The sequence below is a fragment of the Pseudomonas sp. RT6P73 genome (assembly GCF_054897715.1).
The window spans coordinates 3827354-3844228 of the sequence record NZ_JBUBUV010000002.1 but is presented as its reverse complement, the minus strand read 5'-3'; the positions used below and the strand labels follow the sequence as shown (position 1 = coordinate 3844228).

Here is a 16875-nt window from a genome sequence, read left to right as displayed (position 1 = left end):
TGAAATATCTTCTGCCCAAGCGCTTGCTTGGTTGCCGTCGCCAGCTTAAATTGCCCGCGCAACCCCACTGTTTTAGCGGTGGGCGGCGCATTTGATTGATCGACTGTAGGAGAGAACGGGTGGACGAGCAAAAAGCCCTGGGGGTCATGCGCGAATTAGTCGATAACGGCCAATTGACCGACCCTGACAGCGCCCGCGGCAAACTGCTGCAAGTGGCGGCTCACCTGTTCCGCAACAAAGGTTATGAACGCACCACCGTGCGCGATCTGGCCGGTGCCGTGGGCATTCAGTCGGGCAGCATTTTTCATCACTTCAAAAGCAAGGACGAGATCCTGCGGGCGGTGATGGAAGAGACCATTCGCTACAACACGGCGTTGATGCACGCCGCCCTGGCCGAGGCCGGCAATGTACGCGAGCGGGTGCTGGCGCTGATTCGCTGCGAATTGCAGTCGATCATGGGCGGCAGCGGCGAGGCCATGGCGGTGTTGGTGTATGAATGGCGTTCGCTGTCCGAAGACGGACAGGCGCAGGTGCTGGCGCTGCGCGATATTTATGAAGCGCTTTGGCTGCAGGTGCTGGGTGAAGCCAAGGACGCCGGTTTTATCCGCGGCGATGTGTTCATCACGCGCCGTTTTCTGACGGGCGCGTTGTCCTGGACCACCACCTGGTTTCGGGCCGGCGGCAGCATGAGCCTCGATCAATTGGCCGATGAAGCATTGATACTTGTGCTCGAAGAGAAGCAATAAGTTGTCATGAACCTGCAGGAAACTGGCTAAGTGGCCGAAACCGCCTAGCTTGAATGCATTGATGCGTATTTTTTGGGGAGTGGGTTGTTTTGATGTCTTCGCCAATTAGGACGGCCTCGCAGCTTTTGCTGGCGTCGCTCGTGGCAGTCTGGGTGTTGCCATCCCAGGCTGCGCAACTGGTGCGGGTCGGTGCCGCACATTTCCCGCCTTATACCGTGCGCCCCGAATCCGGTGCCGACACTGGGCTGTTGCCACAATTGGTGGAAGCCTTGAATCAATTGCAGGGCGACTATCAGTTCGTTCTGGTGCCGACTTCGATTCCCCGGCGGTTCGGTGATTTCAAGCAAGGTCGGGTCGATATGGCCATTTTCGAGAACCCGGACTGGGGCTGGAAGGACATTCCCCACACCAGCGTCGACATGGGCCTTGAAGACGCCGAGATTTTCGTCGCGCAACGTGAGCCCGATCGCCAGCAAAGCTATTTTGCCGACCTCGCCGGCAAGCGTCTGGCCCTGTTCAGCGGCTATCACTATGAGTTCGCCAACTTCAATGCCGAGCCGAAATTCCTCGCACAGAACTACAACGCCACGCTGACCTATTCCCATGACAGCAACCTGCTGATGGTGCTGCGCGGGCGGGCAGACATTGCCCTGGTGACGCGCTCCTACCTGAGCGATTACCTGCTGCGCAACGAGCAAGTGGCCGATCAGTTGCTGGTTTCCCAGCGCATCGATCAGGTCTATCACCACTACGCGATCCTGCGTCCGGCCGCGCCCATCAGCGGCGAAGCGTTCGGCAAGTTGCTGCAAGGGCTGCGGGACAATGGCCAAATGCTGAAGATTTTCGATCCGTACAAGATCGCAGTGGTGCCGGCGCCAAAACCCTGAATCGCGCCGCAGGTCGCGTCATTCGCGACTTCGCTTAAATTTCCTGCCCCGGCTCACGTCACATCGTTGAACTGTCGACGATTATCGTGAGCCCGACCCATGCCCAATCTGAATGACCTGACTGCCCTGGCTTTGCCCAACGGAAGCCGTCTTGTAGCTGATGAAACCCGGAATCGCCTGCACCTCAGCCTGGAAGGGCAGCCGCTGATCGAGCTGCATCTGACCCGCGAACCCGAGTTGCAGGTGCAGGTAGAAAAGCGCTTCGACACGTCTGAAGGTCAGGCGCTCTGGATGGCCTGTTATTGGCTGTTCGCCCGTGATCCGGCGTGCCAGCACCTGACTTTCCAGCTGCAGCAATCGCCCACCGATGCCTTGTCGAGCGGTTTGCTGATTCCCACCGATACCGCCGGCCAATACCGCTGCGAACGCACGCTGTTCTGGCAGTTGCCCCAACCGTGGCTGGGTGAAACGCTGACCAACAGCTATCCGCAGCAAATGGTCATCAGTGGCGGCAAGCGTCATCCACTGCGCCCGATAAAACCACGGGGTGAAGTCTATCGGCGCTTTGATGCGCGACTCGGTGCCTGGATTTCCCTGCGCACGGTGGACATCGATCTTGACCTGGCGCGATTCAATCGCTGGCATAACAGCCCGCGGGTGGCGAGTTTCTGGCAGGAGGAGGGCAGCCTTGAGCAGCACCGTGAATACCTGAGCAAACTCGAAGCCGACCCGCACACGGTGACGCTGATCGGTTGTTTCGATGATCAGCCGTTTGCCTATTTCGAAGCCTATTGGGCCAAAGAAGATCGCATCGCGCCGTTCTATGACGCCGGTGATTACGACCGCGGAATTCACATGCTGGTAGGCGAAGAAAATCACCGCGGCCCGTACAAGGTGGCGAGCTGGTTATCGGCGCTGACGCATTACCTGTTTCTCGACGATCCGCGCACTCAGCGAGTGGTCGCCGAGCCTCGCGCCGACAACGCGAAGATGATCGGGTATATGCAGAACCAGGGTTACCACTGCGAGAAAGAGTTCGACTTCCCGCATAAACGCGCAGCGTTGATGATGCTGGGGCGTGAGCGGTTTTTTGATCGGTGTGCGTTGGCGTGATGTTTATGGCTCAAGATCTGTAGCGGTCTTGAGTCAGCCATCGCGGGCAAGCCCGCTCCCACAGGGTAAGCGCTGAACCTGTGGGAGCGGGCTTGCCCGCGATGGAAGCGCTGCAAATTTCAGATCTTACCGGCGGGCAAAGGTATCCACACGATTGCCAGACACCTTGCGGCAGTGCACCAGCGCATCGCGAATCATGAAGTTCACCAGGGTCGGCGAGACGCCGAGTTCCTTGGCGATGTCCTTTTGCGGCACGCCGTGCAGGCGGTACATCTCGAAGGCGTAACGGGTGCGGCTGGGCAGCTCCGTCAGCGCATCGGCAATGTTTTCCAGGGTCGAGAAATTGATGTGCGAGGTTTCCGGCGAAGCGCCCTGAATCACCACGTTCAGACCTTCCTCTTCGGGCCCGGAATACTTTTGCTCCAGCGCCTGTTTGCGATAGTGATCAATCGCAAGGTTGCGCACGATCTGGAACAGATAACTGAGCTGCGCCTTGAAAGACGACGTGATTTGCGGCGCCGATTGCAGCCGGAAAAACGCATCCTGGACCACGTCTTCAGCACGCGACCGGCAGCCGGTAATCCGTGCTGCAATTTTGACCAGAATCAAACGGTTGTCGACAAAGGCCTGAAGTAGCGGTGAATCGCACCTGCTTGTGGATACTTGTTCCGTCATGGAAATCACCTTGCTGCCAATAGGTTGGTGGGCCGGCGAGGGGGGCCGGCCTACACATCGAGCGACAAATTATGCTGAATGATAATGATTGTCAATTGAGAAAGAGAATTAATGCATCGCGATGGTGCAGAGTGAGAACTGCGACACGCTGCCGCACCTGCTTGCGGCATCCAAACCCGTTGACAATCAAGCCTGGCGACTAATTATTTCAAGACGTCATCCGTTCTCATTGGTGAAAGGCGCCGGGTAAATCCCGGCCAAAACAGCATTCCCAATGCCTTGCGCAGTCGGCGAAGACCGCGTCCTGCATGCCCTCCAGTGGGCGTGACGAAAGAAAACCGATTCCATTTGCAAGCCGAATTCAGGCAGGAAACCTCATGACCGACGCGTTCGAACTCCCAAGCAATCTGGTCCAAGCCCTTCAGCGCCGCGCGGCCCTGACGCCGGATCGGGTGGCCTTGCGGTTTCTCGCCGAAACCCCGGATCAGGCTGTGGTCCTCAGTTATCGCGAGCTGGATCAGCGGGCGCGAACCATTGCCGGTGCGTTGCAGGCCGAGGCTGAATTCGGCGATCGCGCCGTGCTGTTGTTCCCGAGTGGCCCGGATTACGTCGCGGCGTTTTTTGGCTGTCTGTATGCCGGTGTGATCGCGGTGCCGGCTTATCCGCCGGAGTCGGCTAAGCGTCATCACCAGGAACGTCTGCTGTCGATCATCAGGGATGCCGAGCCGCGCCTGTTGCTGACCAGCGCCGGCCTGCGCGACGCCTTGCTGCAGATTGAAGGCGCGCCGCCGTTGCTTTGCGTCGACACCCTCGAAGGTGCATTGGCTGACAGCTGGATCGAGCCGAACCTTGCCGACGACCACATCGCGTTCCTGCAATACACCTCCGGTTCCACTGCGTTGCCCAAAGGTGTGCAAGTCAGCCACGGCAACCTGGTGGCCAACGAACTGTTGATCCGTCATGGTTTCGGCATCGATCTGAATCCGGATGATGTGATCGTCAGCTGGCTGCCGCTGTACCACGACATGGGCTTGATCGGCGGTCTGTTGCAGCCGATTTTCAGCGGCGTGCCGTGCGTGTTGATGTCGCCGGCCTATTTCCTTGGTCGGCCGTTGCGCTGGCTGGAAGCAATCAGCGAATACGGCGGCACCATCAGCGGCGGACCGGATTTCGCCTATCGCCTGTGCAGCGAGCGCGTCAGCGAATCGGCCGTGGAGCGCCTCGACCTGAGCGGCTGGCGCGTGGCGTATTCCGGCTCCGAACCGATTCGTCTCGACACCCTCGATCGCTTCGGCGAGAAGTTCGCGGCGTGCGGGTTCACCACGGACAGTTTTATGGCGTCTTACGGGTTGGCCGAAGCCACCTTGTTCGTCGCCGGAACCCCGCGCGGTCAAGGCATCGGCAACCTGCGCGTGGACGATCAGGCTTTGGCACAGAACCGGGCAGAAGCAGGTGAAGGCAGCGCGATCATGAGTTGCGGCATCAGTCAGCCGGATCACGCAGTGCTGATTGTCGACCCGGTCGCGCTCAATGAACTCGCCGACAACGCGGTCGGCGAAGTCTGGGCCGCCGGGCCGAGCATCGCCCATGGCTACTGGCGCAACCCCGAGGCCAGCGCCAAAACCTTCGTTCTGCACAACGACCGGACCTGGCTGCGCACTGGCGACCTGGGCTTCATGCGTGACGGTGAACTGTTCATCACCGGGCGCCTGAAAGACATGCTGATCGTGCGCGGTCACAACCTTTACCCGCAGGACATCGAGCAGACCGTCGAGCGCGAAGTGGAAGTGGTGCGCAAAGGTCGCGTGGCCGCTTTCGCCGTCAACGTCGACGGTCAGGAAGGTATCGGCATCGCCGCAGAAATCAGCCGCAGTGTGCAGAAAATCCTCCCACCCGACGCCCTGATCAAAGCCATTCGCCAAGCCGTGGCCGAGGCGTATCAGGAAGCGCCGAGCGTGGTGGTGTTGCTCAACCCGGGCGCGTTGCCCAAGACCTCCAGCGGCAAACTGCAACGTTCGGCCTGCTGCAATCGTCTGGCGGACGGTAGCCTCGACAGCTACGCGGTGTTCCCGTCGGCGCACGTTCAGGACGAATCCAAAGCCCAATCAAGTTCCGAACTGCAAACCCTGATCGCCCAGATCTGGTGCGAGCAATTGCAGGTCAAACAGATCAACGCTGACGATCACTTCTTCCTGCTCGGTGGCAACTCCATTGCCGCCACGCAAGTGGTTGCGCGCCTGCGTGAAGAACTCGGTCTGGAGCTGAACCTGCGCCTGCTGTTCGAAGCGCCGACCCTTGGTGCATTCACAGCCGCTGTCGCTCAGTTGCAACAGGATGGCGGCCTGGCCCAAGGCGCGATCACCACGCTGTCGCGCAACGAACCGATGCCGCAATCCCTGGCGCAAAACCGTCTTTGGATCACCTGGCAACTCGATCCGCAGAGCAGCGCCTACAACATTCCTGGCGCCTTGCGCCTGCGCGGCGAGCTGGATGAAGACGCCTTGCGCGCCAGTTTCCAACAGCTGATCGAGCGTCATGAATCCCTGCGCACGCGGTTCTTCGAACGTGACGGTGTGGCGCTGCAACAGGTCGATGTGGCTGGCGAATTCAACCTGCAATTGATCGACATCAGCGACCTGCCCGTCGCCGAGCGTGAAGCCCGTGCGCTGCAAATTCGTGAGGACGAAGCGCGTACCCAGTTCGATCTGGAGAAAGGCCCGCTGTTGTGGGTGACGCTGGTGCGCCTCGACGATGAGGACCATCAATTGCTGGTGACGATGCACCACATCATCGCCGATGGCTGGTCGCTGAACGTGCTGATCGACGAGTTCTCGCGCCTGTATGCCGCCGCCTCTCAAGGACAAACAGCGACACTGCCGGCATTGCCCACGCACTATGCCGATTACGGCAGCTGGCAGCGCCAATGGCTGGCGCAGGGGGAGGGTGAGCGCCAACTGGCGTACTGGAAAGTGCAGCTGGGTGAGGAACATCCAACCCTGAATCTGGCCACCGATCATCCACGCTCGGCCCAGCATATTCACAGCGCTGCTCGTCATTCCATAAAGCTGGACGCGACCTTGAGCGACGCCATTCGCCAGACCGCCCAGGCGCATGAATCGACACCGTTCATGCTGTTGCTCGCCGCGTTTCAGAGTCTGCTGCACCGCTACAGCGGCCAGCGCGACATCCGCATCGGCGTGCCGAATGCCAACCGCCCGCGCCTGGAAACCCAAGGGCTGATCGGCTTCTTCATCAACACCCAAGTGCTGCGCGCCGAGGTGGATTCGCGTCTGCCATTCGTTGAGCTGTTGGCGCAAACCCGTCAGGCCGCATTGGGTGCGCAAGCGCATCAGGATCTGCCGTTCGAGCAACTGCTGGAAGCGTTCCCGCAGGCTCGCGAGCAAGGCCTGTTCCAGGTGATGTTCAACCACCAGCAACGGGATTTGAGCGCACTGCGCCGGCTGCCTGGATTGCTCGCCGAAGAACTGCCGTGGCACAGCCGCGAAGCCAAGTTCGACCTGCAACTGCACAGCGAGGAAGACCAGAAAGGTCGCCTGAGCCTGTCCTTCGACTACGCCAGTGAACGGTTCGACGCGACGACCATCGAGCGTCTTGCCGAGCACTTCAGCAACCTGCTGCGAGCCATTTGCGAACAGCCGTCCACCGCCATCGGCGACCTGTCACTGCTGACCGCAAGCGAGCACGACCAACAAGCTTCCTGGAGCGGCGCACCGTGCACGCCGGCCAGCCAATGGCTGCCGGAGCTGCTCAACGAACAAGCGCGCCTGACCCCGGAACGCACCGCGCTGATGTGGGACGGTGGCAGCCTCGATTTTGCTGAACTGCACACCCAGGCCAACCGCCTGGCCCATTACCTGCGCGACAAAGGCGTCGGCCCGGACGTCTGCGTGGCCATCGCCGCGGAGCGTTCGCCGCAGTTGCTGATCGGCCTGCTGGCGATCATCAAGGCCGGGGGCGCCTACGTGCCGCTGGACCCGGATTACCCGGCCGAGCGCCTGGCCTACATGCTCAGCGACAGCGGTGTGGAGCTGCTGCTGACCCAAACCCAATTGCTGGATCGTCTGCCGGTAACCGACGGCGTCAGCGTGATCGCCATGGATGCGCTGCATCTGGAGAACTGGCCAAGTCAGGTGCCCGGCCTGCACCTGCACGGCGACAACCTGGCCTACGTGATTTACACCTCGGGCTCCACCGGCCAACCGAAGGGCGTCGGCAACACCCACGCAGCCCTCGCCGAGCGGCTGCAATGGATGCAGAACACCTACGGTTTGAATGACACCGACGTGCTGATGCAAAAAGCCCCGATCAGTTTCGACGTATCGGTGTGGGAGTGCTTCTGGCCGCTGATTACCGGCGCACGCTTGCTGATTGCCGGCCCCGGCGAGCACCGCGATCCGCATCGCATCGCGCAGCTGGTTCAGCAATACGGCGTGACCACGCTGCACTTCGTACCGCCCCTGCTTTCGTTGTTCATTGATGAGCCGCTGACGGCCGAATGCACCAGCCTGCGCCGGGTCTTCTCCGGTGGCGAAGCCTTGCCCGCCGAACTGCGCAACCGCGTGCTGGAACAGCTGCCGGCCGTGCAACTGCACAACCGCTACGGCCCGACCGAAACCGCGATCAACGTCACCCATTGGCACTGCACCAGCGCCGATGGCGAGCGCTCACCGATTGGCCGTCCGTTGGGCAACGTGGTCTGCCGCGTACTCGACAGCGACCTCAACCCGGTGCCGGCCGGTGTGCCGGGTGAACTGTGCATCAGCGGTATTGGCCTGGCTCGGGGTTACCTTGGTCGTCCATCTCTGACCGCCGAACGCTTCGTGGTCGATCCACTGGGCGAGCAGGGGGCGCGTCTGTACCGCACCGGCGACCGCGCGCGCTGGACGGCGGATGGCGTGATCGAATACCTCGGCCGTCTCGATCAGCAGGTCAAACTGCGTGGCTTCCGCGTTGAGCCGGAAGAAATCGAAGCGCGTCTGCTGGCCCAGGACGGCATCGCCCAAGCCGTGGTGCTGGTGCGCGAAACCGCGGCCGGTGGGCAGTTGATCGGTTACTACACCGCCACCGACTCAACCGAAACCGAAGACACGCAAACCGCGCGCCTGAAAACCGCGCTGGCCGCCGAGCTACCGGAATACATGGTCCCGGCGCAGCTGATGCGTCTGGACGAAATGCCCCTGAGCCCGAGCGGCAAACTCGACCGTCGCGCCTTACCCGAACCTCAGTGGCAAGTGCGCGAACACGTCGAACCGGTCACTGCACTGGAGCAGCAAATCGCCGGCATCTGGCGCGAAGTGCTGGGCCTTGCACAGATCGGCCTGCGCGACGATTTCTTCGCCCTCGGCGGTCATTCGTTGCTGGCCACGCAAATCATTTCCCGTACCCGTCAGGCCTGCGACGTCGAATTACCGCTGCGAGCGCTGTTCGAAAACAGCGAACTGGGCGCCTTCGCCGAACAGGTGCAACAGCTCCAGGCCAGCGGCAAAACCAACCAGCAACCGCCAATCGAGAAAGTCGACCGCAGCCAACCGGTGCCGCTTTCCTATTCCCAGCAGCGCATGTGGTTCCTCTGGCAGATGGAGCCGGACAGTCCGGCCTACAACGTCGGTGGTATGGCGCGCTTGCGCGGTGTACTCGACGTCGGACGTTTCGAAGCGGCGTTGCAAGCGCTGATCCTGCGTCACGAAACCCTGCGCACCACGTTCCCGAGCATCGACGGTGTGGCCCGGCAACGGGTGCAGGCGCAAACCGGCATGCGTATGGACTGGAAGGATTTCTCGGCGCTGGACGCCGACAGCCGCGAGCAACGCGTACAGCAACTGGCGGACGACGAGGCGCATAAACCGTTCGATCTGGAAACCGGTCCGCTGCTGCGCGCCTGCCTGGTCAAGACCGCCGCGCACGAACACTACCTGGTGCTGACCCTGCACCACATCGTCACCGAAGGCTGGGCGATGGACATCTTCGCCCGCGAACTGAGCGCGCTTTACGAAGCGTTCGTCGATGACCGCGAATCGCCGTTGGCACCGCTGCCGGTGCAGTACCTGGATTACAGCGTCTGGCAGCGCCAGTGGCTGGAGTCTGGCGAGCGTCAACGCCAGCTCGACTACTGGACCGCGCAACTGGGCCGCGAACATCCGCTGCTGGAATTGCCCGCCGACCGTCCGCGTCCTCCGGTGCAAAGCCATCAGGGCGAACTGTTCCGTTTCGACCTGAGCGATGACCTCGCCGCACGGGTCCGCGCCTTCAACGCGCAAAACGGTCTGACCCTGTTCATGACCATGACCGCCGCGCTGGCCGTGCTGCTTTACCGCTATAGCGGCCAGACCGACCTGCGCATCGGCGCGCCGGTGGCCAACCGGATTCGCCCGGAAAGCGAAGGGCTGATCGGTGCGTTCCTCAACACCCAGGTGTTGCGTTGCCAGCTCGACGGGCAGATGTCCGTGGGTGAGTTGTTCGACCAGGTACGCCACACGGTGATCGAAGGTCAGTCCCATCAGGATTTGCCGTTCGATCACCTGGTTGAGGCGTTGCAACCACCGCGCAGTGCCGCTTACAACCCGCTGTTCCAGGTGATGTGCAACGTGCAGCGCTGGGAGTTCCAGCAGAGCCGCACCCTGGCCGGCATGACCGTCGAGTACCTGGTCAACGATGCCCGCGCGACCAAGTTCGACTTCAACCTGGAAGTCACCGACCTCGATCATCGACTGGGTTGCTGCCTGACCTACAGCACCGATTTGTTCGATGAACCGCGCATTGCGCGTATGGCCGGGCACTGGCGCAATCTGCTGGAAGCGCTGCTGACCAATCCGCAACAGCGCCTCAGCGAACTGCCGTTGCTGGAAGCCACGGAACAGCAAAAGCTGCTGGACAGCCTTGGTGTCGAGCCGGGCGAACATCGCCTCGACCAGTGCATTCATCACCTGTTCAGCGAGCAGGCACTGGTCCGCAAGGATGCTCCGGCGCTGACGTTTGCGGGTGAAACCCTGAGCTACGCCGAACTCGACAGCCGCGCCAATCGCCTGGCCTGGATGCTCCGCGAACGCGGCGTTGGCCCGCAGGTTCGCGTCGGCCTGGCGCTGGAGCGTTCGCTGGAAATGGTCATCGGCCTGCTGGCGATCCTCAAGGCTGGCGGCGCTTATGTGCCGCTGGACCCGGAATACCCGCTCGATCGCCTGCATTACATGATCGAAGACAGCGGCATCGGTCTGCTGCTCAGCGATGCGGCGATGTTCGACGCACTCGGTGAGTTGCCGGCAACCGTCGCGCGCTGGTGCCTCGAAGAGGACGCCGCCGAGTTGGCCAGTTACCCGGCCACCGAGCTGCCGTTTATCAGCCTGCCGCAACATCAGGCGTACCTGATTTACACCTCGGGCTCGACCGGCAAGCCGAAAGGTGTGGTGGTGTCCCACGGTGAAATCGCCATGCATTGCCGCGCCGTGATCGAGCGTTTCGGCATGCGCCCGGACGATTGCGAACTGCATTTCTATTCGATCAACTTCGACGCCGCGACCGAGCGTTTGCTGGTGCCGCTGTTGAGTGGCGCTCAGGTTGTTCTGCGCGCCCAGGGCCAGTGGGACGCGGAAGAAATCTGTGGCCTGATCCGTCGCCATCACATCAACATCCTCGGCTTCACCCCCAGTTACGGCAGCCAGTTGGCACAGTGGCTGGCGACTCAGGACGAAACCTTGCCGGTGCGCATGTGCATCACCGGTGGCGAAGCCCTGACTGGCGAACACCTGGCGCGAATTCGCGCGGCGTTCAAACCGAGCCTGTTCTTCAACGCCTATGGCCCGACCGAAACCGTGGTCATGCCATTGGCCAGTCTCGCGCCGGAACAGCTTGCAGAAGGCTTGGGCAGCGTGCCGATCGGCAGCGTGATCGGCGCGCGAGTCGCGTACATCCTCGACGCGGACCTGGCCCTGGTGCCGCAAGGCGCGACCGGCGAGTTGTACGTCGGCGGTGCCGGTCTGGCACAGGGATATCACGAGCGTCCGGGCATGACCGCCGAGCGGTTTGTGGCGGATCCGTTCGCCGCTGATGGCGGGCGTCTGTACCGCACCGGCGACCTGGTGCGCCAGCGTGCCGATGGCTTGGTGGAATACCTCGGACGCATCGACCATCAAGTGAAGATTCGTGGTTTCCGCATCGAGTTGGGCGAGATCGAAACCCGACTGCTGGAGCATCAGTCGATCCGCGAAGCCGTGGTGCTGGCTCTCGACGCTCCGAGCGGCAAACAACTGGTCGGCTATCTGGTGACCGACGTCGCCGAGCAGGACGAAACACGACAAGCGGCACTGCGCGAAGCGTTGAAGACTCACCTCAAATCGCAGTTGCCGGATTACATGGTGCCGACGCACCTGATCCTGCTGGCCAGCATGCCGCTGACCGCCAACGGCAAACTCGACCGCCGCGCATTGCCGGCACCGGACCCGGAACTCAACCGTCAGTACTACGTGGCGCCGAGCAACGAGCTGGAACTGACCTTGGCCGGTATCTGGTGCGAAGTGCTGAACGTCGAGCAAGTGGGCCTCAACGACAACTTCTTCGAACTGGGCGGCGATTCGATTCTGTCGATCCAGGTGGTCAGCCGTGCGCGGCAGCAAGGCATTCATTTCAGTCCGCGTGACCTGTTCCAGCACCAGACCGTGCAGACCCTCGCCGCCGTGGCGACCCGCACCGAGCAGGTCACCGCCGAGCAGGGTTTGCTCATCGGCGAATCACGTTTGACGCCGATCCAGCACTGGTTCTTCGACACCGATATCCCTGAACGTCAGCACTGGAACCAGGCGTTGCTGCTGGAACCGACCTTGAGGCTGGAACCCCATCGCCTGGAGCAAGCGCTGTTGGCGGTGATCGAACAGCACGATGCGTTGCGTCTGCGCTTCACCCAAACCGACGCGCAATGGCGCGCCGAGCATCAAGCGATGTCCGACGTGCCGGTGCTGTGGCAAGTGCGCGTCTCGTCCATGGATAAATGCACCGCGCTGTTCGCCGATGCCCAGCGCAGCCTTGACCTCGAACACGGACCGCTGATGCGCGTGCTGCTGGTCGATGGTCCTGAAGGCCAACAACGGTTGTTCATTGCCATTCACCACTTGGTGGTGGACGGCGTTTCGTGGCGTGTTTTGCTGGACGATCTGCAAACGGTCTACCGTCAGCTCGACGCGCAACAGTTGGTCAAACTGCCGGCGAAAACCAGTGCGTTCAAGGATTGGTCGGCCCGCTTGCAGGCGTATGCCAGCAGCGAATCCCTGCGTGAAGAACTGAGCTGGTGGAAGTCGCAACTGGCCGGACCAAGCGTTGAGTTGCCGTGTGATCGTCCGCAAGGTGATCAGCAGAATCGGCATGCACAAACCGTCAGCGTGCGGTTGGATGCCGAGCGTACCCGCCAATTGCTGCAACAGGCCCCGAGTGCCTATCGCACTCAGGTCAACGACCTGCTGCTCACCGCGTTGGCCCGGGTGCTGTGCAACTGGAGCGGACAGGAATCGGCGCTGATTCAACTCGAAGGCCATGGCCGCGAAACCCTGTTCGACGAGATCGACCTGACCCGCACTGTCGGCTGGTTCACCAGCGCTTATCCGCTGCGTTTGGTCCCAACGACGGAGCAGGGCGCGTCGATCAAGGCGATCAAGGAACAACTGCGCGCCGTGCCGCACAAAGGTCTGGGTTATGGCGTGCTGCGTTATCTGGCCGATGATCTGAGCCGCCAGACTCTGGCTGCGTTGCCCGTGGCGCCGATCACCTTCAACTACCTCGGTCAGTTCGACCAGAGCTTCGGCGTGGACGCCTTGTTCCGTCCGCTGGACGAACCCGTCGGCGCGGCCCACGATCCGCACGCGCCGCTGCCCAATGAGCTGAGCGTAGACAGCCAGGTCTATGGCGGTGAACTGGTGCTGCGCTGGACCTTCAGCGCCGAACGTCACGATCCACAAGCCATCACCGACCTGGCAAATGCTTACTTGAGCGAACTGCAAAGCCTGATCGCGCATTGCTTGCAGGACGATGCCGGCGGCCTGACGCCGTCCGACTTCCCGCTGGCCAAACTGACTCAGCCACAGCTCGATGCGCTGCCGATTCCGCCCGCGGTCATCGAAGACGTCTACCCGCTGACCCCGATGCAGGAAGGCATGTTGCTGCACACTTTGCTGGAACCGGGTACCGGTCTCTACTACATGCAGGACCGCTACCGCATCAACAGCGAACTCGATCCGCAGCGTTTCGCCCAGGCCTGGCAAGCGGTGATCGCCCGCCACGAAGCCCTGCGCGCGTCGTTCTGCTGGAACGTCGGCGAAGACATGCTGCAAGTGATCCACAAACCCGGCAGCACACCGATTGAAGTCCTCGACTGGACTGCGATTGCCGAAGCCGAGCAGGAGCGAAAACTGCAAGCGCTGCTTAAAAGTGAGCGCGAGGCCGGGTTCGATCTGCTCAATCAGGCACCGTTCCACCTGCGCCTGATCAAGGTCGGCGCGGCGCGTTACTGGTTCATGATGAGCAATCACCACATCCTCATCGATGCCTGGTGCCGCTCGCTGTTGATGAACGATTTCTTCGAGATCTACACCGCCCTCGGCGAAGGTCGCGAAGCGCAACTGGCGGTGCCGCCGCGTTATCGCGACTACATCGGCTGGCTGCAACGCCAGAGCCTGGCCGAGGCGCGCCAGTGGTGGAAAACCAACCTGCAAGGTTTCGAGAGGACCACGCCGATCCCGAGCGACCGGCCGTTCCTGCGGGAACATGCCGGTGAAAGCGGCGGCATGATTGTCGGTGACCGCTACACCCGTCTCGATGCCCGTGACGGTGCGCAACTGCGCGAATTGGCGCAGGCGCATCAGCTGACCATCAACACCTTCGCCCAAGCGGCGTGGGCCTTGGTGTTGCGACGTTTGAGCGGTGATCGCGACGTGCTGTTTGGCGTCACGGTGGCCGGGCGTCCGGTGGAAATGCCGGAGATGCAACGCACCGTCGGGCTGTTCATCAACAGCATTGCGCTGCGGGTGAAGATGCCCGAAGACGATCAACGTTGCAGCGTGCGCCAGTGGCTCAGCGGTTTGCTCGACAGCAACATGCAACTGCGCGAGTACGAATACCTGCCGCTGGTGAGCATTCAGGAAAACAGCGAACTGCCCAAGGGCCAGCCACTGTTCGACAGCCTGTTTGTGTTCGAAAACGCCCCGGTGGAAGTCTCCGTGCTGGACCGTGCGCAGAGCCTCAATGCCACGTCGGATTCGGGCCGCACCCACACTAACTTCCCGCTGACGGCGGTCTGCTATCCGGGCGATGACCTGGGCCTGCATCTGTCTTACGACCAGCGTTATTTCGATGAATCGACCGTCGAACGCATGCTCGGTGAGTTCAAGCGTTTGCTGCTGGCGCTGGTCGACGGTTTCCATGGCGACATGGTCGAGCTGCCGCTGCTGGGCACCGAGGAACAGGATTTCCTGATCCATGGCTGCAACCAAAGCGAGCACCATTACCCGCTGGAGCAGAGCTATGTTGCGTTGTTCGAAGCGCAGGTCGCTGAACATCCGCAGCGGATTGCCGCGAGTTGCCTGGATCAGCAACACAGCTATGTCGAGCTGAACCTGCGCAGCAACCGTCTCGGTCATGCGTTGATCGCGGCCGGGGTCGGGCTGGATCAACCGGTGGCGTTGCTGGCTGAACGTAACCTTGATCTGCTCGGCATGATCATCGGCTGCTTCAAGGCCGGCGCGGGTTATCTGCCGCTGGATCCGGGGCTGCCGAGTCAGCGTCTGAGCCGGATCATCGACCTGAGTCGCACACCGTTGCTGGTCTGCACTGAGGCCTGCCGTGAACAGGCAGTCGCGTTGCTGGAGGAATTCAGTTGCGCCAATCGGCCGAAGTTGCTGGTCTGGGAGGAAGTGCAGGCGAGCGATGCATCGGTGGCGAATCCGGGTATTTACAGCGGCCCGGACAACCTCGCCTATGTGATCTACACCTCGGGTTCCACCGGTTTACCGAAAGGCGTGATGGTCGAGCAGCGCGGCATGCTCAACAACCAGTTGAGTAAAGTGCCGTACCTGAATTTGAGCGATGTCGACGTGATCGCCCAGACCGCTTCGCAAAGCTTCGACATTTCGGTCTGGCAGTTCCTCGCCGCGCCGCTGTTCGGGGCGCGGGTGGACATCGTGCCGAACACCATCGCCCATGATCCGCAAGGGTTGCTGGCGCACGTGTCGGCCCAGGGCATCACGGTACTGGAAAGCGTGCCGTCGCTGATTCAGGGCATGCTCGCCCAGGAACGCATGAGCCTCGATGGCCTGCGCTGGATGTTGCCGACCGGTGAAGCGATGCCGCCGGAACTCGCCCATCAATGGCTGTTGCGCTACCCGGAGATCGGGCTGGTGAACGCTTATGGACCGGCGGAATGCTCGGACGACGTGGCGTTCTTCCGCGTTGACATGGCCTCGACCCGGGGCAGTTATCTGCCGATCGGCACGCCGACCGACAACAACCGTTTGTACCTGCTCGATGGTGCGCTGGAACTGGTGCCGTTGGGTGCGGTGGGCGAGTTGTGTGTCGCCGGCACCGGGGTCGGACGCGGTTATGTCAGCGATCCGTTGCGCACGGCGCAGGTGTTTGTACCGAACCCGTTCGGCGCGCCGGGGGATCGTCTGTATCGCACCGGCGACCTGGCCCGTCGGCGCAGTGACGGTGTGCTGGAATACGTCGGGCGTATCGACCATCAAGTGAAGATCCGCGGTTACCGCATCGAACTGGGTGAAATCGAAGCGCGCCTGCATGAGCAAGCGGAAGTCCGCGAAGCGGCGGTCGGCGTGCAGGAAGGCGCGAACGGCAAGCACCTGGTCGGCTACCTGGTGGCGGCTGACTCAGCGCTGAACCCGACCGAACGCCTGGAGCGCATCAAGCAACGCCTGCGCGCCGAACTGCCGGAGTACATGGTGCCGCTGCACTGGTTGTGGCTGGAGCGGATGCCGCTCAATGCCAACGGCAAACTCGATCGCAAGGCACTGCCGACGCTGGAGATCGGGCAGTTGCAGAGCCAGGATTACCAGGCGCCGCGCACTGAGCTGGAGCAGACGCTGGCGGATATCTGGGCTGAAGTGCTGAAGGTCGAACAGGTGGGCGTTCGCGACAACTTCTTCGAGCTGGGCGGTCATTCGTTGCTGGCGACGCAGATTGCTTCGCGAGTGCAAAAGGCCCTGCAACGTCATGTGCCGTTGCGGGCGATGTTTGAGTGCAGCACGGTGGCGGAGTTGGCCGAGTACATTGACGGGTTGGCGGCGAGTGATATCACCGAGGAGAAGGTGGATCGCCTGAATGACCTGATGGCGGAACTGGAAGGACTGTAATTCTCTAGTGTCTGTTAGGCCTTCTTCGCGGGCAAGCCTCGCTCCTACAGGATTTGTGTCATTCGCAATTTTTGTGATCGTCACAAATCCTGT

At 61.6% G+C, this 16875-nt stretch carries 5 protein-coding genes; 4 read left to right on the top strand and 1 reads right to left on the bottom strand.

Annotation, left to right across the window (positions count from 1 at the left end):
• The first annotated feature begins 119 nt into the window (after nucleotides 1–119).
• The 3 genes from ACYZT6_RS17985 (at nucleotide 120) to ACYZT6_RS17975 (ending at nucleotide 2746) form a co-directional block, all read left to right on the top strand.
• Complete coding sequence (locus tag ACYZT6_RS17985; protein WP_462028049.1) at nucleotides 120–746, top strand: TetR/AcrR family transcriptional regulator; 627 nt, start codon at nucleotides 120–122, stop codon at nucleotides 744–746.
• Nucleotides 747–838: 92 nt separating this feature from the next.
• Nucleotides 839–1633, top strand: coding sequence for a substrate-binding periplasmic protein (locus tag ACYZT6_RS17980; protein ID WP_462028048.1), 795 nt, complete (start codon nucleotides 839–841; stop codon nucleotides 1631–1633).
• A gap of 99 nt (nucleotides 1634–1732) precedes the next feature.
• Entirely contained in the window at nucleotides 1733–2746 is a 1014-nt protein-coding gene (locus ACYZT6_RS17975; protein WP_462028047.1) for a GNAT family N-acetyltransferase, read from the top strand.
• Nucleotides 2747–2872: 126 nt separating this feature from the next.
• Here ACYZT6_RS17975 and ACYZT6_RS17970 read toward each other — a convergent pair whose 3' ends face one another.
• On the bottom strand, nucleotides 2873–3421 hold the full coding sequence (locus ACYZT6_RS17970; RefSeq protein WP_010461205.1) for an RNA polymerase factor sigma-70: 549 nt from the start codon (nucleotides 3419–3421) through the stop codon (nucleotides 2873–2875).
• A 377-nt stretch (nucleotides 3422–3798) separates the two neighbouring features.
• On the opposite strand from ACYZT6_RS17970, the gene ACYZT6_RS17965 reads away from it, so the two are divergent.
• Nucleotides 3799–16782, top strand: a complete 12984-nt coding sequence (locus ACYZT6_RS17965; protein ID WP_462028046.1) for a non-ribosomal peptide synthetase — start codon at nucleotides 3799–3801, stop codon at nucleotides 16780–16782.
• The last annotated feature ends 93 nt before the right edge of the window (nucleotides 16783–16875 follow it).